Annotated in this window: 17 protein-coding genes; 13 read left to right on the top strand and 4 right to left on the bottom strand. The window is 71.5% G+C overall.

Annotated elements, in window-relative coordinates; genetic code table 11:
• Positions 1–67 precede the first annotated feature (67 nt).
• Entirely contained in the window at positions 68–511 is a 444-nt protein-coding gene (locus GGE06_RS26965; protein ID WP_184932026.1) for an SRPBCC family protein, read from the bottom strand.
• A 147-nt stretch (positions 512–658) separates the two neighbouring features.
• On the opposite strand from GGE06_RS26965, the gene GGE06_RS26960 reads away from it, so the two are divergent.
• From GGE06_RS26960 to GGE06_RS26945, 4 genes are all read left to right on the top strand, one after another.
• Positions 659–1,690: an Rv2578c family radical SAM protein gene (locus GGE06_RS26960; protein WP_184932025.1), complete on the top strand. Its 1,032-nt coding sequence runs from the start codon at positions 659–661 to the stop codon at positions 1,688–1,690.
• A gap of 115 nt (positions 1,691–1,805) precedes the next feature.
• Positions 1,806–3,434: an alpha/beta hydrolase gene (locus GGE06_RS26955; RefSeq protein ID WP_116158036.1), complete on the top strand. Its 1,629-nt coding sequence runs from the start codon at positions 1,806–1,808 to the stop codon at positions 3,432–3,434.
• Between the two features lie 82 nt (positions 3,435–3,516).
• Positions 3,517–3,966: a RidA family protein gene (locus tag GGE06_RS26950; protein WP_116158037.1), complete on the top strand. Its 450-nt coding sequence runs from the start codon at positions 3,517–3,519 to the stop codon at positions 3,964–3,966.
• Between the two features lie 133 nt (positions 3,967–4,099).
• Positions 4,100–5,350, top strand: a complete 1,251-nt coding sequence (locus GGE06_RS26945) for an MFS transporter (protein WP_184932024.1) — start codon at positions 4,100–4,102, stop codon at positions 5,348–5,350.
• On the opposite strand, the gene GGE06_RS26940 is transcribed toward GGE06_RS26945, so the two are convergent.
• Positions 5,321–5,932: a HEAT repeat domain-containing protein gene (locus GGE06_RS26940; protein ID WP_184932023.1), complete on the bottom strand. Its 612-nt coding sequence runs from the start codon at positions 5,930–5,932 to the stop codon at positions 5,321–5,323. The two genes, GGE06_RS26945 and GGE06_RS26940, sit on opposite strands and share 30 nt — an antisense overlap.
• A gap of 297 nt (positions 5,933–6,229) precedes the next feature.
• Here GGE06_RS26940 and GGE06_RS26935 point away from each other — a divergent pair, with 297 nt between their 5' ends.
• From GGE06_RS26935 to pssA, 9 genes are all read left to right on the top strand, one after another.
• Positions 6,230–8,011 (top strand): 3-hydroxyacyl-CoA dehydrogenase family protein, encoded by a 1,782-nt coding sequence (locus GGE06_RS26935; RefSeq protein WP_116158039.1) that lies wholly within the window; start codon positions 6,230–6,232, stop codon positions 8,009–8,011.
• A 115-nt stretch (positions 8,012–8,126) separates the two neighbouring features.
• Entirely contained in the window at positions 8,127–8,975 is an 849-nt protein-coding gene (locus GGE06_RS26930; RefSeq protein ID WP_184932022.1) for a TetR family transcriptional regulator, read from the top strand.
• A gap of 401 nt (positions 8,976–9,376) precedes the next feature.
• A complete protein-coding gene (gene ccrA / locus GGE06_RS26925; RefSeq protein ID WP_116158041.1) occupies positions 9,377–10,714 on the top strand; it encodes a crotonyl-CoA carboxylase/reductase in 1,338 nt (445 codons plus the stop codon).
• Positions 10,715–10,724: 10 nt separating this feature from the next.
• Complete coding sequence (locus tag GGE06_RS26920) at positions 10,725–12,761, top strand: ethylmalonyl-CoA mutase (protein WP_184932021.1); 2,037 nt, start codon at positions 10,725–10,727, stop codon at positions 12,759–12,761.
• The gene (locus GGE06_RS26915) at positions 12,758–13,723 is read left to right on the top strand and encodes an HpcH/HpaI aldolase/citrate lyase family protein (protein ID WP_015037486.1); all 966 of its coding nucleotides are present in this window, start codon (positions 12,758–12,760) and stop codon (positions 13,721–13,723) included. Before GGE06_RS26920 ends, GGE06_RS26915 begins: the two co-directional genes overlap by 4 nt.
• Before the next feature lie 5 nt (positions 13,724–13,728).
• Positions 13,729–14,253 carry a MaoC family dehydratase gene (locus GGE06_RS26910; protein WP_116158043.1) on the top strand — a complete coding sequence of 175 codons (525 nt, stop codon included), beginning with the start codon at positions 13,729–13,731 and terminating at the stop codon, positions 14,251–14,253.
• Between the two features lie 3 nt (positions 14,254–14,256).
• Positions 14,257–15,462 (top strand): acyl-CoA dehydrogenase family protein, encoded by a 1,206-nt coding sequence (locus GGE06_RS26905; protein WP_017236794.1) that lies wholly within the window; start codon positions 14,257–14,259, stop codon positions 15,460–15,462.
• A gap of 170 nt (positions 15,463–15,632) precedes the next feature.
• Positions 15,633–16,289 carry a phosphatidylserine decarboxylase gene (locus GGE06_RS26900; RefSeq protein ID WP_116158044.1) on the top strand — a complete coding sequence of 219 codons (657 nt, stop codon included), beginning with the start codon at positions 15,633–15,635 and terminating at the stop codon, positions 16,287–16,289.
• Complete coding sequence (pssA, locus tag GGE06_RS26895; protein WP_116165231.1) at positions 16,282–17,148, top strand: CDP-diacylglycerol--serine O-phosphatidyltransferase; 867 nt, start codon at positions 16,282–16,284, stop codon at positions 17,146–17,148. Before GGE06_RS26900 ends, pssA begins: the two co-directional genes overlap by 8 nt.
• A 61-nt stretch (positions 17,149–17,209) precedes the next feature.
• Here the strand turns inward: pssA and GGE06_RS26890 are convergent, their stop codons facing one another.
• Positions 17,210–17,782, bottom strand: a complete 573-nt coding sequence (locus GGE06_RS26890; RefSeq protein ID WP_184932020.1) for a GNAT family N-acetyltransferase — start codon at positions 17,780–17,782, stop codon at positions 17,210–17,212.
• Between the two features lie 115 nt (positions 17,783–17,897).
• Entirely contained in the window at positions 17,898–19,049 is a 1,152-nt protein-coding gene (locus GGE06_RS26885; RefSeq protein WP_184932019.1) for a glycerate kinase, read from the bottom strand.
• Positions 19,050–19,090 lie beyond the last annotated feature (41 nt).

Genomic DNA, 19,090 nt, shown 5'->3' with positions numbered 1-19,090 from the left:
CTCGGCGCGCGGGGGCGCCGGTACGGGGGTGCGGGCGATCCACTCGAATCGGTGAACGCTCCGGGCGTTACTTCTCGACCTCGTCCGCCAGCTTGGCGAGGACGGCGTCGTAGATGCGGCCGAGGCCCTTGGGCGCGAAGGTCCGCTCGAAGAAGCCGCCGATGCCGCCGGCGCCGTTCCAGACGGTGGTGACGACGGCGCGGGACTTGCCCTCGCCGGCGGGGGTCACGGTCCAGGTGGTGGCCATGGAGGAGTTGCGGTCCTTCTCGACGAGCTGTCCGTCGGTGGGCTCGCTGACCTCCAGGAGGCAGTCGCGGACGCGCTTGCTCGTGGCCTGGAGCTTCCAGTGGACGAGGGTGCCCTCGCCGTCGCCGCCCTCGCGCACCTCGTACTCGCTGAAGTGCTCGGGGAGCAGCTTCGCGCGCGTGCCGCTGTAGTCGGCCAGCGCGTCGAACACCGTCTCCGCGTCCGCGGCGATGATCCGTTCCGTGGTGGCCTCGACCTGCGCCATTGACTTCCTCCAGCTCGTGATTCCTCAGGGGTGTGGGCCAAGCGAACCACGTGGGCTCCGGGGGGCGAAATCCGGGTTGCGGCGATCAAGGGAACAGGTGTTCTATTCTGAGCGAACGGTCGAGGCAGAGCCATCGAGGAGGCGTCCATGCGCTGGGACAATCTGGGCGACACCCCTGCCGTCCCCGCCGACATCGCCCTGTTCGGCACGGACGCGGTGACCACCCGCACCTTCGACGCCCCCGAGTTCCGCGGCATCACCTTCCACGAGGTCCGGGCCCGCTCGATCCTCAACCGGGTGCCCGGCGCCTCCCGGATGCCGTTCGAGTGGACGGTCAATCCGTACCGGGGCTGCACGCACGCGTGCGTCTACTGTTTCGCGAGGAAGACCCACAGCTATCTCGACCTCGACACCGGCCTCGGCTTCGACTCCCAGATCGTCGTCAAGACCAACGCCCCGGAGCTGCTCGCCCGGCAGCTCGCCTCCGCCCGCTGGCAGGGCGCGCACATCGCCATGGGCACCAACGTCGACTGCTACCAGCGCGCCGAGGGCCGCTACCGCCTCATGCCGGGCATCCTCACGGCGCTGCGGGACCGGGCGAACCCGTTCTCGATCCTCACCAAGGGCACGCTGATCCTGCGCGACCTGGAGCTCCTCACCCAGGCCGCCCGGGTCACCGAGGTCGGCATCTCCGTCTCCGTCGGCTTCACCGACCAGGAGCTCTGGCGGACGATCGAGCCCGGCACCCCCTCACCGCAGCGCCGCCTCGACGTGGTCCGCACGCTCGGCGAGCACGGCATCGACTGCGGGGTCCTGATGGCGCCCGTGGTGCCCTTCCTCGGCGACCGGCCCGAGCAGCTGCGCGCGACCGTCCGCGCGATCGCCGAGGCCGGCGCGAGCTCGGTCACCCCGCTCGTCCTGCACCTGCGGCCGGGCGCCCGCGAGTGGTTCACGGCCTGGCTGCGCGCGCACCACCCGGGTCTGGTGGGGCGGTACGAGCGGATGTACGCGGACGGGGCCTACGCGCCGACCTGGTACCAGCGCCGGATCACCCGTCAGGTGCACGAGCTGGCGGCCGAGTTCGGCATCGGGCCCGCCCACCGGGGCGCCGCGCGCCGGATCCCCGTGCCCGAGCGGCCCGCCACGGCGGCCGCCCCGGAGCAGCTCACCCTCCTCTGACCCGCCGCTCCGATGATCGGACCGGTCGCCTGACTCGCCGTCGGATCCGACTCCGTTCGGGTCAACTCTCGCCGAAACCGGTCCCCTCGGCGCCGGTTCGGGACACAAACGCCCTATGACCCCACGCGCAGGAATGCTGATCGCCGCTGGAGCGCTGGTCGCCGGGACGGTCACCGTCCTGCAGCCCGCCCCCGCCGACGCCGGCGAACCGACCCCCCGACCGCTCCCCCGGCTCGCCTGGAGCGACTGCACCACGAAGGCGTACCCCACGCTCCAGTGCGCCACCCTGAAGGTGCCGCTCAACCACGACGACCCGGCCGGGCGGAAGATCACCCTGGCCCTCACCCGCGTCCCGCACACCGCGAAGGCCTTCCAGGGCCCGCTGCTCGTGAATCCGGGCGGGCCCGGCGGCAGCGGGCGCGGCATGGCCGGGTACGTGGCGGCCTCGCTGCCCCCGAAGGTGGCCGCCGAGTACGACGTGATCGGCTTCGACCCGCGCGGCGTCGGCAAGAGCGAGCCCGCGCTCGACTGCGAGCCCGGCCACTTCGCACCGGTGCGGCCGGACTCGGTCCCGACCGGGGCGGCGGCCGAGCGGGCAGCCGTCTCGCGGGCGCAGTCCTTCGCCGAGGCCTGCGGCAAGAAGTACGCGGACGTGCTGCCGTACATCGACACCGTCAGCACCGCCCGGGACCTGGACGCGATCCGCCAGGCGCTCGGCGCACCGAAGATCAACTACCTCGGCTACTCGTACGGCACCTACCTGGGCGCCGTCTACGCGCGCCTGTACCCGGACCGGGTGCGGCGGATGGCGCTCGACTCCGTCGTCAACCCGCACGGCGTCTGGTACGAGGACAACATCGCGCAGGACTACGCCTTCGACAACCGGCACAAGGACTTCATGGCCTGGGTGGCCAAGCAGAACGCGGTGTACGAGCTGGGCACCGACCCGGCCGCGGTCGAGGCCGCCTGGTACCGGATGCGCGACGCGCTGCGCACGACCCCGGCCGGCGGCAAGGTCGGCCCCGCCGAACTGGAGGACACCTTCCTGCCCGGCGGGTACTACAACGGCTACTGGCCCCGCCTCGCGAGCGCCTTCGCCGCGTACGTCAACGACGCGGACCCGGTGCCGCTGAAGGAGGCCTACGAGCGGTACGGGGAGGCCGACGCGGCCGCCGACAACGGCTACTCGGTCTACACGAGCGTGCAGTGCCGGGACGCGGCCTGGCCCCGCGACTGGAACGTGTGGCGCAAGGACAACTGGGACGTGCACGCGAAGGCGCCGTTCTCCACCTGGAACAACGCCTGGTACAACGCGCCCTGCGCCTTCTGGCCGGTGGACTCCCTGACCCCGCCGGACCTCACCAACGACCAGGTGCCGCCGGTCCTCGTCTTCCAGGCCACCGACGACGCGGCGACGCCCTACGAGGGCGGGGTCGCCCTGCACCGCCTGATGCGCGGCTCCAGCCTCGTCGTCGAGGAGGGCGGCGGGAACCACGGGATCACCCTCGGCGGGAACGACTGCCTCGACGAGCACCTGGCCGCCTACCTGGCCACGGGCAAGGTCCCGCGCGGCGAGGGCGACACCGAGGTGGACGCGGTCTGCGCCGCGCTCCCCGAGCCCGAGCCGGAGCCGGTGACCGCGGCGGCGCCGACGGCCCCGGAGAAGGCCGGCAAGCGGGCCGGCGCCGTGCGCGCGGAACGGGCCGGCGTCGCCCTCCACGGTCTCCTGGGCCACGTGCGCTGACCCCTTCCGCCCGTCCCCCGGTGCCCGCGCCCCGCAAAAGGGGTGGCGGGCACCGTCAGTGGGGTGCGCGAGGATGGGGGGCATGACGAGCCACCTGACCCATGTGCCCGCTCCCGACGGCCTCGCGCCCAGCCCCCAGTACAGCCATGTCGTGTGGGGCACGGGCCGGTTCGTCGCGATATCCGGGCAGTGCGCCCTGGACGCCTCCGGCGCCGTGGTCGGGGAGGGCGACGCGGCGGCCCAGGCCCACCAGGTCTTCGCGAACCTGGAGCGCTGCCTCGCGGCGGCCGGCGCGGGTTTCGGGGACGTGGTGAAGCTGACGTACTTCGTCACGGACGTGGCCCACCTCCCGGCGGTGCGGGACGCGCGGGACGCCCACTTCGCGGGCGCGCCGCTGCCGGCGAGCTCGGCGGTCCAGGTGTCGGCGCTCGTCCGTCCGGAACTGCTCGTGGAGATCGAGGCGTTCGCGCTGGTACCGGAGCAGACGGCGGCGACCGGCGAGGCCGGGGCGGAGCTCCGTCTGCTACGTTGACGCGCATGTTCCTCTTCCGTGCGTAGGAGTCGGCGATCCGACGACCGTGCCCAGCCGGGCGCGGTGTCCCGCCGTCCCCGCACGCCCGGGCGCCGCAGGCCGCTGCCCGGCGCCTCTTCCGAGGAACTCCGTCATGTCCGTGATCTCCCCCGTCCACTCCCCCGCGCCCACGTACGCCGCGGTGCTGCGGACCCCGCACGCCCGCCGCACCTTCGGTGCGGCCCTCCTGGGGCGGCTGTCCTACGGCGTCGCCCCGCTCTCCCTGGTCCTCTCCGTCAAGGACGGCACCGGTTCGTACGCCGCGGCCGGCACGGTCATGGCCGTGTTCGGGCTGACCGGTGTCCTGCTGTCGCCCGCGCGGGCCGCCCTGGTCGACCGGTTCGGGCCGCGCCGCGCGCTCGTCCCCCTGGCCGCCGGGTCCGCGGTGCTGCTCGTCGCGCTCGCGGTGGCGACGGCCCGGCCCGCGACCCCGCTGGTCGCCCTCGTGGCCCTGGCCGCCGCCGCGGGGGCGCTGCCCCCGCCGCTCGGCCCGGTGTCGCGGGCGCTGTGGAGCGGGATGCTGACCGACCGGAACCTGCTGCGGCGCGCGTACAGCCTGGACACGGTGGCGGAGGAACTCCTCTTCGTCACGGGCCCGTTGCTGGTGGGCCTGCTCGTGCGGTACGCGTCGGCGCCCGCCGGGCTCGCGGTGAGCGCCGGGCTCGTCCTGACCGGCACGCTCGCGCTCGTCACCTCGCCGGTGGTGCGGGGCGGGGCCGTCCAGCAGGATCCCGGGACACCGGAGCCGGCCGCGGGCCGGCGGGGCGGCCCCGGGGCCGGGCTGCCGAGGGCGGTGGCCGTGGCGGCCGGGGTCGGCATGTGCCTGGGCGCCGTCGAGTTGCTCGTGATCGCGTTCGCCGACGCACACCACCGTCCCGGGGCCGTGCCGTGGGCGGCGGCGGCCCTCTCGGCGGGCAGTGCGGTCGGCGGCCTCGCGTACGGCGCCGTGCCGTGGCGCGTCCCCACCGCCGTACGCCTGTCGGCCCTCGCGCTCGGCCTCGGTGCGGTCCTGGCGGTGGCGGGGCTCTCCCCGCATCCGTACGCGCTGGTCGGCTGGGTGGCGCTCGGCGGTCTCTTCGTGGCGCCGGCGCTCACCAGCGCCTATCTCCTGGCCGACGAGTCCGTCGGGGAGGAGCGGCGCACCCGGGCCGGTGCCTGGGTCAACACCGCGTTCAACGCCGGCACGACGGCGGCGACGGCCGGTGCGGGCCTCCTGGTGGGGCGGCTGCCGCTGCCGCTGTGCTTCGCGCTCGCCGCGCTCCCGGCCGTTCTCACGGCGGTCGGGACACTGGTCCCGGCCCGTCGGCGTCCCGCGTCAGTGGTCGGCGCCGAGTCGCTGAAGTGACGTCCGGGCCGCGGCGCCGAGCCGGGGGTGCGGAAGGGCCGCCTCCAGCGCGGGGCGGGCCCGGGCGTCGCCCAGGGTGCCCAGGCCCTCGACGCAGGCGAGGCCGACCCGCCAGTGCGGGTCGTCGGCCCGAAGTCGCCGCCCGAGGACGGTGACCAGGGCCGGGACGGACTCGGGTGCGCGGAGTTCGGCGAGCAGCCGCACCGGCAGCAGGGCGTAGGCGACGCGGAGTTCGTTGGTGGCGAGGGCTGCGGCCGCGCGCGCGGTGCGCGGGTCGCCGAGCCGGACCAGGGCGTGCGCGGCGGTGACGCAGCGCTCCGGGTCGCGGTGGTTGAGGAGGAGCACGAGGGCCTCGAAGGCACGGGGGTCGCCGGCGACGCCGAGGGCGTAGGCGGCGATCTCCCGGGCCCAGAGCGGCTGTCCGGGTGCGGTGAGGGCGCGGTGCAGTTCCTCACGATCCCCTGTCGCGGCGAGTTCCGAGAGTTCCGTGAATGCCGTCGGGACTTCTCCGGAGTCATTCTCGATCTCGTCCCGCAATCGATCGATCATCGAGCAGAATTCCGGGTCCTCGGAGATTTCCATGAATCCGAACCCTATCCGCGATCCAGATCACACTTTCCCAACTTCCCGGGACTGGCGCGCTCGTTACCGGCCGGTTAGTCTCAGGTGAGCGGGCACCACCCGCACTTTCCACAACGGCCTGGTGACGCAGCCGTTGTGTGCGCTGGTCGGTTCGGCAGTTTCGACGTGACTCCGGGACAGAGTCCGTCTCACCTCCCTTCAGGGCACCGCCCTCTTTTCCGGGCACCGCCCTCGCACTTTCCCGCGCCCTTTCGCGCGCACTGGCCTCAGTCGTCACTCTTCCTCTGGAGTCCCCTGATGGACACCCCTCTCTCCACCATCGCCGTCGTCGGCCTCGGCACCATGGGCTCGGGCATCGCCGATGTCCTCGCCCGGGCCGGCCGTGAGGTCATCGGCATCGACATCAGCGACGCCGCGGCCGCCCAGGCCGTCGCCGCCCTGGAGGCCTCCACCGCCCGTGCGGTGGCCCGCGAGCGGATCACCGAGGAGGAGCGGCAGGACGTCCTCGCCCGCTTCCGTACCTTCTCCGACCTGCAGGCGGCCGCCGACGCCGACCTCGTGATCGAGGTCGTGCCCGAGTCGTACGAGGCGAAGCAGGAGGTCTTCCGGGCCCTTGACGGGATCGTCCGGCCGGACGCCATCCTGGCCACCGGCACCAACGCCCTCTCCGTGACCCGGCTCGCCGCCGACTCGGCGCACCCCGAGCGGGTCCTCGGCCTGCACTTCTTCACCCCGGTCCAGGCCATGAAGCTGGTCGAGGTGGTCTCCTCCGTGCTGACCGACCCGAAGGCCGTGGACGCCGTCACCCGGCTCGCCCAGGACCTCGGCAAGGAGCCGGTGGCGGTCGGCGACCGGGCCGGCTTCATCGCGGACGGGCTGCTCTTCGGCTACCTGAACCAGGCCGCCGCCATGTACGAGGCCAAGTACGCCTCCCGCGAGGACATCGACGCGGCGATGAAGCTGGGCTGCGGCCTGCCGATGGGCCCGCTGGCGCTGCTCGACCTGATCGGCGTCGACACCGCCCGTACGGTCCTGGAGGCCATGTACGCGGCCTCGCACGACCGGCTGCACGCCCCCGCCCCGATCCTCAAGCAGCTCAGCGAGGCCGGTCTGACCGGCCGCAAGGCGGGCCGCGGCTTCTACACGTACGAGGCGCCGGGCTCCGGCGAGGTGGTCCGCGACGCGCTGACCCCGCTCACCTCCGCCGAGGCCGGCGGCGGCCGCGAGGTCCGCTCGGTCGGCGTCGCCGGCTCGGGCACCATGGCCTCCGGCATCGCCGAGGTCTTCGCGAAGGCCGGGTACGCGGTCGTGCTCGCCGCCCGCTCCCAGGAGAAGGCGGACGCCGCCAAGGCCCGGATCGCCAAGTCCCTGGGCCGCTCGGTCGACAAGGGCCGGATGACGGGCGAGGCCCGCGACGAGACGCTCGCCCTGATCACCCCGGCCGGCTCGCTCGACGCCTTCGCGGAGGTCGACCTGGCCGTCGAGGCGGTCGCCGAGGACCTGGCGGTCAAGCAGGAGCTGTTCGGGCGGCTCGACAAGATCTGCAAGCCGGGCGCGGTGCTGGCCACCACGACCTCCTCGCTGCCGGTCATCGCCTGCGCCCGCGCCACCACGCGCCCGCAGGACGTCATCGGGATGCACTTCTTCAACCCGGCACCGGCGATGAAGCTGGTCGAGATCGTCCGCACGGTCCTGACCGGCGACGACGTCCACGCCACCGTCCGCGAGGTCACGGCGAAGATCCGGAAGCACCCGGTGGACTGCGGCGACCGCGCCGGCTTCATCGTGAACGCGCTGCTCTTCCCGTACCTGAACAACGCGATCAAGATGGTCCAGGAGCACTACGCGACCCTGGACGACATCGACGCGGCCATGAAGCTGGGCGGCGGCTACCCGATGGGCCCGTTCGAGCTGCTCGACGTGGTCGGTCTGGACGTCTCGCTCGCGATCGAGCAGGTGCTGCACCGCGAGTTCCGCGACCCGGGCCTCGCCCCCGCCCCGCTCCTCGAGCACCTGGTGGCGGCCGGCTGCCTGGGCCGCAAGACGGGTCGCGGCTTCCGCGAATATGCCCGACGCTGAGTCCCGCACCGCCGGCTGGGGCGGTCTGCTGAGTCCCCCGGGCACCGTCGGTGCCCCGGGGGCCTCCCCGCCCCCACCTGGGCACACTCCCACTCCGATGCAGTACGTTCGGACCATGCCCAAGGCCGCGAAGACACCCCGTGCCACGTCCCCGTCCGACGCTCCGGAGAGCGCGGCGGGCACCCGTGCCGCCGCGCAGCGGCTCAAGATGCGCCGGGAGCTCGCCGCGGCCGCGATGGAGCTCTTCGCGACCAAGGGGTACGAGGCGACGACCGTCGACGAGATCGCGGCCACGGCCGGGGTCGCGCGGCGGACGTTCTTCCGGCATTTCCGGTCCAAGGAAGAGGCGATCTTCCCCGACCACGACGACACCCTCGTGCGGGCGGAGGCGGTGCTGAACGCCGCGCCGCCGCACGAGCACCCGCTCGACACGGTGTGCCGGGGCATCAAGGAAGTCATGAAGATGTACGCGGGGTCCCCCGCGGTCTCCGTGGAGCGCTACCGGCTCACCCGCGAGGTGCCGACCCTGCGCGAGCGGGAGATCGCCTCGGTCGCCCGCTACGAGCGGCTCTTCACCCGCTATCTCCTCGGGCACTTCGACGAGCGGGACCACCACGACGGCAACGACGACCCGCTGCTCGCCGAGGTGGCCGCGTCGGCGGTCGTCACCGCCCACAACCACGTGCTGCGCCGATGGCTGCGGGCCGGCGGCCAGGGTGACGTGGAGGCCCAGCTCGACCACGCCTTCGCGATCGTCCGGGAGACCTTCGGCTCGGGCATAGGCGCCCGCCCGGCGCCCGCGGGGAGCGGCACCGCCGCCGTACCGGCCGAGTCGGCCGTCCCGGAGCCGCCGGCCGCCGCGACGGCGTCCACGATGGGCGACGTGGTGGTCGCCGTGGCGCGTACGGACGCTCCGCTCGACGAGGTCATGCGGACCATCCAGCAGGCGCTCAAGGGCGCCTGACCCCGCTCGGCGAGGAGGGCCGCCCCCGGATTTCCGGGGGCGGCCCTCTTTGCGTTCCCGCAGCTCAGCGGCCATTTCGATCGATCATCGCTCATCCGTGACGGGCAGATTGCATCTGAGTGAAATTGTTGGCACGGAGTGCCTTGTCAGGTGACACGGCGTGCCATACGTTGATGTTGTCCGGGCGGCCGGAGCGCAGAGACCACACCTCGTGCTCCGGCTGTCCCCACCAGCCGACGGCCGGTGCGCCCGGACGCCTGCGTCACAGGCACCCCGCGCTCCACCACACAGCGCCGCCACCGCACCACCGAGCCGAACCGACGGCACACCTCCACAGCAGCACGTCCCGCCGTAACCCTCAGGCGTCCCTCCCTCAGGACGCTCACCGCCGGAGGCAACCCGTGAAGGAAATCCTGGCCGCGATCCAGTCGCCGGACGCCACGTCCGCCGACTTCGCGAACATCGCCCTGCCCGAGTCGTACCGCGCCGTCACCGTCCACAAGGACGAGCAGGAGATGTTCGCCGGGCTCGCCAGCCGCGACAAGGACCCGCGCAAGTCGCTCCACCTCGACGACGTCGCGCTCCCCGAGCTCGGACCGGGCGAGGCCCTCGTGGCCGTCATGGCGAGCTCCGTCAACTACAACTCGGTCTGGACCTCGATCTTCGAGCCCGTCTCGACCTTCGGCTTCCTGGAGCGCTACGGGCGCCTGTCCGAGCTCACCAAGCGCCACGACCTGCCGTACCACGTCATCGGCTCCGACCTCGCGGGCGTCGTCCTGCGCACCGGCCCGGGCGTCAACGCCTGGCAGCCCGGCGACGAGGTCGTCGCGCACTGCCTGTCGGTCGAACTGGAGTCCTCCGACGGCCACAACGACACGATGCTCGACCCCGAGCAGCGCATCTGGGGCTTCGAGACCAACTTCGGCGGCCTCGCCGAGATCGCGCTCGTCAAGTCCAACCAGCTGATGCCGAAGCCCGGCCACCTCAGCTGGGAGGAGGCGGCGGCCCCCGGCCTCGTCAACTCCACCGCCTACCGCCAGCTGGTCTCCCGCAACGGCGCCGGCATGAAGCAGGGCGACAACGTCCTCATCTGGGGCGCGAGCGGCGGACTCGGCTCGTACGCCACGCAGTTCGCCCTGGCCGGCGGCGCCAACCCGATCTGTGTCGTCTCCTCCCCCGAGAAGGCCGACATCTGCCGGGCCATGGGCGCCGACGCGGTCATCGACCGCAACGCCGAGGGCTACAAGTTCTGGAAGGACGAGAACACCCAGGACCCGCGCGAGTGGAAGCGCTTCGGCTCCAAGATCCGTGAGCTGACCGGCGGCGAGGACATCGACATCGTCTTCGAGCACCCGGGCCGCGAGACCTTCGGCGCCTCCGTGTACGTCACCCGCAAGGGCGGCACCATCACCACCTGTGCCTCGACCTCGGGCTACATGCACCAGTACGACAACCGCTACCTGTGGATGTCGCTGAAGCGGATCATCGGCTCGCACTTCGCCAACTACCGCGAGGCGTGGGAGGCCAACCGCCTGATCGCCAAGGGCAAGATCCACCCGACGCTCTCGAAGGTCTACTCCCTGGAGGAGACCGGTCAGGCCGCGTACGACGTCCACCGCAACCTCCACCAGGGCAAGGTCGGCGTCCTCGCCCTTGCCCCGCAGGAGGGCCTGGGCGTCAGCAACCCGGAGCTCCGGGCCCAGCACATCGACGCCATCAACCGCTTCCGGAACATCTGAGGTCCCGAAGATGACAGAGCGCCAGAAGGACCGGCCGTGGCTCATGCGGACGTACGCGGGTCATTCGACCGCCGAGGCGTCCAACGAGCTGTACCGGCGCAACCTCGCCAAGGGTCAGACCGGCCTCTCGGTCGCGTTCGACCTGCCGACGCAGACCGGGTACGACCCCGACCACGTCCTCGCCCGCGGCGAGGTCGGCCGGGTCGGCGTCCCCGTCTCGCACCTCGGTGACATGCGCCGGCTGTTCCAGGACATTCCCCTGGAGCAGATGAACACCTCGATGACCATCAACGCCACCGCCATGTGGCTTCTCGCGCTCTACCAGGTGGCCGCCGAGGAGCAGGGTGCGGACATCACCCAGCTCCAGGGCACCACCCAGAACGACATCGTGAAGGAGTACCTGTCGCGCGGGACGCACGTCTTCCCGCCCGGCCCCTCGCTCCGCCTCACGACGGACATGATCGCGTACACGGTCAACCACATCCCGAAGTGGAACCCGATCAACATCTGCAGCTACCACCTGCAGGAGGCCGGGGCCACGCCGGTCCAGGAGATCTCGTACGCGATGGCGACCGCGATCGCGGTCCTCGACTCGGTCCGCGACTCCGGTCAGGTCCCCGAGGACCGCTTCGGCGAGGTCGTCGCCCGCATCTCCTTCTTCGTGAACGCGGGCGTCCGCTTCATCGAGGAGATGTGCAAGATGCGCGCCTTCGGCCGCATCTGGGACAAGATCACGCTGGAGCGGTACGGCATCGAGAACGCCAAGCAGCGGCGCTTCCGCTACGGCGTCCAGGTCAACTCCCTCGGCCTGACCGAGGCCCAGCCGGAGAACAACGTCCAGCGGATCGTCCTGGAGATGCTGGCCGTCACCCTCTCCAAGGACGCCCGCGCGCGTGCCGTGCAGCTCCCGGCCTGGAACGAGGCCCTCGGCCTCCCCCGGCCCTGGGACCAGCAGTGGTCGCTCCGCATCCAGCAGGTGCTCGCCCACGAGTCCGACCTCCTGGAGTACGAGGACATCTTCGCCGGCTCGCACGTCATCGAGGCCAAGGTGGACGCCCTCGTCGAGGAGTGCCTCGCCGAGATCGACCGGATCCAGGAGATGGGCGGCGCGATGGCCGCCGTCGAGTCCGGCTACCTCAAGTCGCAGCTGGTCTCCTCGCACGCCGAGCGGCGCGCCCGGATCGAGGCCGGCAAGGACAAGATCGTCGGCGTCAACATCTTCCAGTCGACCGAGGAGAACCCCCTCACGGCCGACCTGGACACCGCGATCATGACGGTCGACCCGGCCGTCGAGGCCCGCGTCGTCGGCTCGATGAAGACCTGGCGCGACAACCGCTACCAGCCGCCGTTCAACCACCCGCGGCCCTGCAAGGCCCTGGAGCGCCTCAAGGAGGCCGCCAAGGGCACGGACAACCTCATGGAGGCCACCCTGGAGTGCGCCCGCGCCGGGGTCACCACCGGCGAGTGGGCCGGGGCCCTGCGCGAGGTGTTCGGCGAGTTCCGCGCCCCGACCGGCGTCTCCTCCGCCCCGGTGGCCGTGACGGCCGAGGCGGGCACGCCGCTCGCCCTGGTCCGCGAGAAGGTCGCCAGGACCGCCGAGGACATGAACGTCGGGCGGCTGCGGCTGCTCGTCGGCAAGCCGGGCCTGGACGGGCACTCCAACGGGGCCGAGCAGATCGCCGTCCGCGCGCGTGACGCCGGTTTCGAGGTGGTCTACCAGGGCATCCGGCTGACCCCCGAGCAGATCGTCGACGCCGCCCTGGCGGAGGACGTGCACTGCGTGGGCCTGTCGATCCTCTCCGGCTCGCACTCCGCGCTGGTCCCCGACGTCCTCGACCGCCTCCGCGAGGCGGGCGCGACGGACATCCCGGTCATCGTCGGCGGAATCATCCCGAACGCCGACGCCGCAGAACTGAAGCGCGCGGGTGTCGCCGCCGTCTTCACACCGAAGGACTTCGGTATCACGGAGATCATCGGCCGTATCGTCGACGAGATCCGGCAAGCGAACAAGCTCAGCCCCCTGGAAAGTACGGAGGTCCTCGCATGACCAGCCCTGTGAACCGGCTCCGCCCCCGCCGCTCCTGCCTGGCGGTCCCCGGCTCCAACCCGCGCTTCCTCGAGAAGGCCCAGGGCCTCGCCGCCGACCAGGTCTTCCTCGACCTGGAGGACGCGTGCGCCCCGCTGGCCAAGCCCGAGGCCCGGCACACCATCGTGAAGTTCCTGAACGAGGGCGACTGGACCGGCAAGACCCGCGTGGTCCGCGTCAACGACTGGACGACCCACTGGACCTACCGCGACGTCGTCACGGTTGTCGAGGGCGCCGGCCAGAACCTCGACTGCATCATGCTGCCGAAGGTCCAGGACGCCCAGCAGATCGTCGCCCTCGACCTGCTGCTCACGCAGATCGAGAAGACCATGGGCTTCGAGGTCGGCAAGATCGGCATCGAGGCGCAGATCGAGAACGCCCAGGGCCTCACCAACGTCAACGCGATCGCGCAGGCCTCCCAGCGCGTCGAGACGATCATCTTCGGCCCGGCCGACTTCATGGCCTCCATCAACATGAAGTCCCTCGTCGTCGGCGAGCAGCCGCCCGGCTACCCGGCGGACGCGTACCACCACATCCTGATGAGCATCCTGATGGCGGCCCGCGCCAACAACCTCCAGGCGATCGACGGCCCCTACCTGCAGATCCGCAACCAGGAGGGCTACAAGGCCGTCGCCCAGCGCGCCGCCGCCCTGGGCTTCGACGGCAAGTGGGTGCTCCACCCGGACCAGGTCGCCGCCGCGAACGAGATCTTCTCGCCCTCGCAGGAGGACTACGACCACGCCGAGCTGATTCTCGACGCGTACGACTACTACACGTCCGAGGCCGGCGGGAAGAAGGGCTCCGCGATGCTCGGCGACGAGATGATCGACGAGGCCTCCCGCAAGATGGCCCTGGTCATCTCCGGCAAGGGCCGCGCCGCCGGCATGCAGCGCACCAGCAAGTTCGAGATCCCGGAGGCCTGAGTCCGATGCAGTTCGGCCGTACCTACGAAGAGTTCGAAGTCGGTGCCGTCTACAAGCACTGGCCCGGAAAGACGGTCACCGAGTACGACGACCACCTCTTCTGCCTGCTCACGATGAACCACCACCCGCTGCACATGGACGTGAACTACGCGGAGAACACGACCGACTTCAAGCGGAACGTGGTGGTCGGCAACTACATCTACTCTCTGCTGCTCGGCATGTCCGTGCCGGACGTCTCCGGCAAGGCCATCGCCAACCTGGAGATCGAGTCGCTGCGGCACGTGGCGCCGACCTTCCACGGCGACACGATCTACGGCGAGACGACGGTCCTCGACAAGACCCCGTCGAAGTCCAAGACCGACCGCGGCATCGTCTACGTCGAGACCAAGGGCTACAAGCAGGACGGCACCCTCGTGTGCGTCTTCCGCCGCAAGGTGATGGTCCCGACCGCCGAGTACATCGACGCGCGCGGCGGCGAGCAGCCCGGCCGCCCCGAGCTCATCGAGCCTTCCAAGAAGTCGGAGAAGTAAGCCATGGCGCGACTCGCCCAGACCCACGGTCTGACCGATGTCCAGCAGGAGATCCTCGCCACCGTCCGGGACTTCGTCGACAAGGAGATCATCCCGGTCGCGACGGAGCTCGAACACCGCGACGAGTACCCGCAGCAGATCGTCGACGGGCTCAAGGAGCTCGGCGTCTTCGGCCTGATGATCCCCGAGGAGTACGGGGGCCTGGGCGAGTCGCTGCTCACCTACGCGCTGTGCGTGGAGGAGATCGCCCGTGGCTGGATGTCGGTCTCCGGCATCATCAACACGCACTTCATCGTGGCGTACATGCTGAAGCAGCACGGCACCCAGGAGCAGAAGGAGTACTTCCTTCCGCGGATGGCGGCCGGCGAGACGCGCGGCGCCTTCTCGATGTCGGAGCCGGGCCTCGGCTCGGACGTGTCGGCGATCACCTCGAAGGCCGTCAAGGACGGCGACGAGTACGTCCTCAACGGCCAGAAGATGTGGCTGACGAACGGCGGGACGTCGACGCTGGTGGCCGTTCTCGTCCGAAGTGACGAAGGACACCCGGAGGGCACGGCCCCCCACAAGTCGATGACGACCTTCCTCGTCGAGAAGGAGCCCGGCTTCGGAGAGGTCCGCCCCGGCCTCACGATCCCCGGGAAGATCGACAAGATGGGTTACAAGGGCGTCGACACGACCGAACTCATCATGGACGGACTGCGCATTCCGGCCAATCGCGTGCTCGGCGGGGTCACCGGCCGAGGGTTTTACCAAATGATGGACGGCGTCGAGGTCGGCCGCGTGAACGTGGCGGCCCGTGGTTGCGGCGTCGCGCAGCGTGCTTTCGAACTGGGCGTCTCTTATGCCCAGCAACGTCACACTTTCGGCAAGGCGATCGCCCAGCACCAGGCGATTCAGTTCAAGCTGGCCGAGATGGCTACCAAGGTCGAGGCCGCCCATGCCATGATGGTGAACGCAGCACGCAAAAAGGACTCCGGGGAACGAAACGACCTCGAAGCAGGGATGGCGAAGTACCTCGCCTCCGAGTACTGCAAGGAGGTCGTGGAGGATGCCTTCCGCATCCACGGTGGATACGGGTTCTCGAAGGAGTACGAGATCGAGCGCCTCTACCGCGAGGCCCCGATGCTGCTCATCGGTGAAGGTACCGCCGAGATCCAGAAAATGATCATTGGTCGGCGACTGCTCGAGGAGTACCGATTCCAGGGCTGATTGTCAGGTTTGGGTCGATTCGGCCGCGAAGAAGATCACACCCCGTGTTCGTCTTCCGGCCGTCGACTCGGTTCCTGGCTTGCCCAGTTGCGCCCCGCAACCGATAGCATCGCCGGAAAGCCGCCGTCCCCCTGTTGCCAGTGCGGCATCATCCGCTACGAAGGTCATCCATGCCCCACAGCCAAACCTCTGCACACCGCGACAGCCCCAAGGGCGTACGCATCGCACGCGGAGCATCGCCGTGGCTTCTGCCGACCGTCGCCACCGCGGCGCTCAGCCTCGTGCGCGCCCGGAAGTCGAAGCGCGCCGCGGCCATCGCCGTGCCGACCACCGCTCTCGCGGCCGGCATGCTGTGGTTCTTCCGCGACCCCGAGCGCGAGATCGCTCAGGGCCGGGTCATCTCCCCCGCCGACGGTGTGGTGCAGAGCATCATGCCGTGGAAGGACGGACGCACCCGGGTCGCCATCTTCATGAGCCCGCTGAACGTCCACGTCAACCGCGCGCCGCTGGCCGGCACGGTGACGTCCGTGGAGCACATCCCGGGCGGGTTCGTCCCGGCGTTCAACAAGGAGAGCGAGAACAACGAGCGCGTTGTCTGGCACTTCGACACCGAGCTCGGCGACATCGAGATGGTCCAGATCGCGGGCGCCGTCGCCCGCCGGATCGTGCCGTACATCCCCCAGGGGACGAAGGTCGAGCAGGGTGACCGCATCGGTCTGATCCGCTTCGGCTCGCGCGTCGACATCTACCTCCCCGAGGGTGTCGAGGTCGCGGTCGAGGTCGGCCAGGCCACCACCGCGGGGGTGACTCGCATTGACCGTGATTGATCCCGACACACGGGCTGCCGACTGGGTCGCCGACGCGGATGCGGAGGCGGCCGAGGAAGCCGAGGAGATGCCGCTGTCGCTGAGGCTGTCCATAGCGGACGCCCTCACGCTCGGTAACGCCACGTGCGGCTTCATGGCGGTGTACTTCACCACCACCGGCATCCTCATCCCGCACCTCACCGGCAGCAGCGAGACCGGCATGGCGCGCAACAGCGCCGCCACCGCCGTGATCCTGATGCTGGCCGCGGCGATCTTCGACCTCTTCGACGGCATCGTGGCGCGCAAGCTCCGCAGCTCGCCGATGGGCGCCGAGCTCGACAACCTGTCGGACCTCATCAGCTTCGGTCTGGCCCCGGCCTACTTCGTGCTCGTGTACGGCATGGTCGCGGACGACGCGCAGCAGAAGGTCTCGGCGGTCGCCGCGATCGTGGTCCTGCTCGCGGTGGTCCTGCGGCTGGCCCGCTTCTCCTGCGTGACGATGAAGGACGGCATGTTCCAGGGCATGCCGAGCCCCTTCGGCGCGCTGACGGTCGTCTCGATCATCCTGCTCGAGCTGCCGTTCATCCCGACCCTGCTCGCGATCATCGGCACGGCGTGGCTGATGGTGAGCCGGGTGGAGTACCCGAAGCCGCGAGGTGTCCTCGCGGCGGCCATGCTCAGCTGGATCGTCGGAGCGATGGCGATGCTGGCCGCGTGGGCGTTCGACGCCCCGGGCGGACAGATCCTGCTCCAGACCGGCTGCGCGCTCCAGGTCGTGATGGGCGCCGTGATCCCCCTCTTCGCGACGGCCCGCCGGGTGAACACCTTCCGCGGCAACCGGCGTGAGAGCCGGGAGGCGCGGGCGGCCCAGCTGCCGTAGCGGACGGCGTACGAAGGGCCCGGGAGGCGAACAGCCTCCCGGGCCCTTTCGCATGCCCGCCCTAGACCTGCTTGTAGTAGAGCGTGGTGGCACGAAGCACGCCGGCGGGGTCGGCGGCGAAGTCCGGGATCGTCCCGGCGACGCTCCAGCCCGCTCCCCGGTAGAGGCGCTCGGCCGGGCTGTCGGTCTGGGTGTCCAGGACGAGCAGTCCGAGGCCGGTGGCGGCGGCGTGCGCCTCGGCCGTGGCGAGCAGGCGCCGCCCGAGTCCGCGGCCGCGGGCGGAGCGGTGGACGAGGAGCCGGGAGATCTCGCCGCGGTGCCGGCCGTTGGCCGTGCCGGCCCGGACGAGGGTGACGACGCCGGTGAGGCTCCCGTCGGGCCCGTGGGCCGCCCAGACGTCCCGTACGCCCCGCTCCGCCTCCTCGGCGACCCCCGACCACCAGTCGGCCGCCTCGGCGGTCTCCAGGGGCGCCAGGAAGCCCACGGAGGCCCCGCCGTCCACGGCGTCGACGAGGAGCGCGGCGAGTCCGGCGGGGGCGTGGGCGCGTACGGCGTCGGGGGTGAGCCGCTCGATGACGTCGCGCCGGGCGGGGAGGTCGGGGTGGGAGGGGTTCTCCTGGATGCGTGCGGTCATGGACCGAGCATCACACCGCCGTGTTTCGGGCGGATGACGATCTTCCGGGCCCGCGCCCGCCCCGGGTGGGCGGTCGTCCCGCAGGGCGGAACGACCGCGCACGACGCGAGGGGTCCTACGACAGGAAGTCGCGGGCGATGTTCGACGCCGACATCTCCAGGAGCGGGCCCGCGTTCGCGATGCACTTCGCCGTGTCCGGTTCCAGGTCCGTGAGGGGGTAGGCGCGGCGGATGCCGGCCGTGCCCAGGGCCTCGGGCGGGAGGGCGAGGCGGCCGCAGACCGCGACGACCTCCTTGCCGGCGGCGCGCGCGGCCGCGGCGACGCCGGCCGGGGCCTTGCCGTGGAGGGTCTGCTCGTCGAGGGAGCCCTCGCCGGTGATGACGAGGGTGGCGCGCTCCAGGGCGGGGGCGAAGCCGAGGACCTCCAGCATCAGCTCGATCCCGGGCCGGAAGCTCGCGCCGAGGATGAGCGCGCCGTACCCGATGCCGCCCGCACCGCCCGCGCCGGGCGCGACGGCCGCTTCGGCGGCGCGCGGCCCGATGGCCTTCTCCAGGACCGTGGCGAAGTGGGCGAGGGCCGCGTCGAGGGTGCGGACGTCGTCCGGGGTGGCGCCCTTCTGGGGGCCGTAGACGGCGGGCGCGCCCTTGGGGCCGGTGAGCGGGTTGTCGACGTCGCTCGCGAGGATCAGGTCGACGGAGGCGAAGCGGGGGTCGAGGCCGCTGAGGTCGGCCGTGGCGAGCTCGGCGAGGGCCGCGCCGCCGGGCCCGACGGGCTCGCCGGCCGCGTCGAGGAAGCGGGCGCCGAGCGCGGCGAGCATGCCGGCGCCGCCGTCGGTGGTGGCGCTGCCGCCGACGCCGAAGACGAGGGTGGTCGCGCCGGCGTCGAGGGCGGCGCGGAGCAGCTCTCCGGAGCCGTACGTCGTGGCCGTGAGGGGCGCGAACACGCCGGGCGGGAGCAGCTGGAGTCCCGAGGCCTCCGCCATCTCGACGACCGCGGTGGTGCCGCGCAGCGCGTACGCCGCGGTGACCGGCTCGCCGAGCGGGCCCGTCACGCGGACCTCGCGCCGCTCGAAGCCGGCCGCGACGGCCGCCGCGACGGTGCCGTCGCCGCCGTCGGCGACGGGCAGCGTCTCCACCGTGAGCTCGGGGACGACCCGTCGCAGTCCTGCTGTGACCCGCTCCGCGACCTGCACGGCCGTGAGCGAGCCCTTGAACTTGTCGGCCGCCACGAGCACGTGAGCGACCTGAGTTGCTGCTCCGTCCGTCACCTTGCATCCCTTGCTTTCGAACGTGCAGTCGCGCCGAGGCA

Origin of the sequence: Streptomyces nymphaeiformis (assembly GCF_014203895.1) — a bacterium.
Classification (GTDB): Bacteria; Actinomycetota; Actinomycetes; order Streptomycetales; family Streptomycetaceae; genus Streptomyces; species Streptomyces nymphaeiformis.
The sequence above is the reverse complement of the archived record's forward strand: the minus strand, read 5'-3'. Positions and strand labels throughout refer to the sequence as shown.

What these genes read in the sequence shown, in the direction of transcription:
- GGE06_RS26920 (WP_184932021.1), top strand. Translation starts at nt 10,725, where the DNA reads ATGACAGAGCGCCAGAAGGACCGGCCGTGGCTCATGCGGACGTACGCG.
- GGE06_RS26940 (WP_184932023.1), bottom strand. Translation starts at nt 5,932, where the DNA reads ATGGAAATCTCCGAGGACCCGGAATTCTGCTCGATGATCGATCGATTG.
- GGE06_RS26945 (WP_184932024.1), top strand. Translation starts at nt 4,100, where the DNA reads ATGTCCGTGATCTCCCCCGTCCACTCCCCCGCGCCCACGTACGCCGCG.
- GGE06_RS26900 (WP_116158044.1), top strand. Translation starts at nt 15,633, where the DNA reads ATGCCCCACAGCCAAACCTCTGCACACCGCGACAGCCCCAAGGGCGTA.
- GGE06_RS26915 (WP_015037486.1), top strand. Translation starts at nt 12,758, where the DNA reads ATGACCAGCCCTGTGAACCGGCTCCGCCCCCGCCGCTCCTGCCTGGCG.
- GGE06_RS26950 (WP_116158037.1), top strand. Translation starts at nt 3,517, where the DNA reads ATGACGAGCCACCTGACCCATGTGCCCGCTCCCGACGGCCTCGCGCCC.
- GGE06_RS26930 (WP_184932022.1), top strand. Translation starts at nt 8,127, where the DNA reads ATGCCCAAGGCCGCGAAGACACCCCGTGCCACGTCCCCGTCCGACGCT.
- GGE06_RS26955 (WP_116158036.1), top strand. Translation starts at nt 1,806, where the DNA reads ATGACCCCACGCGCAGGAATGCTGATCGCCGCTGGAGCGCTGGTCGCC.
- GGE06_RS26960 (WP_184932025.1), top strand. Translation starts at nt 659, where the DNA reads ATGCGCTGGGACAATCTGGGCGACACCCCTGCCGTCCCCGCCGACATC.
- GGE06_RS26905 (WP_017236794.1), top strand. Translation starts at nt 14,257, where the DNA reads ATGGCGCGACTCGCCCAGACCCACGGTCTGACCGATGTCCAGCAGGAG.
- GGE06_RS26965 (WP_184932026.1), bottom strand. Translation starts at nt 511, where the DNA reads ATGGCGCAGGTCGAGGCCACCACGGAACGGATCATCGCCGCGGACGCG.
- GGE06_RS26890 (WP_184932020.1), bottom strand. Translation starts at nt 17,782, where the DNA reads ATGACCGCACGCATCCAGGAGAACCCCTCCCACCCCGACCTCCCCGCC.
- GGE06_RS26910 (WP_116158043.1), top strand. Translation starts at nt 13,729, where the DNA reads ATGCAGTTCGGCCGTACCTACGAAGAGTTCGAAGTCGGTGCCGTCTAC.
- GGE06_RS26935 (WP_116158039.1), top strand. Translation starts at nt 6,230, where the DNA reads ATGGACACCCCTCTCTCCACCATCGCCGTCGTCGGCCTCGGCACCATG.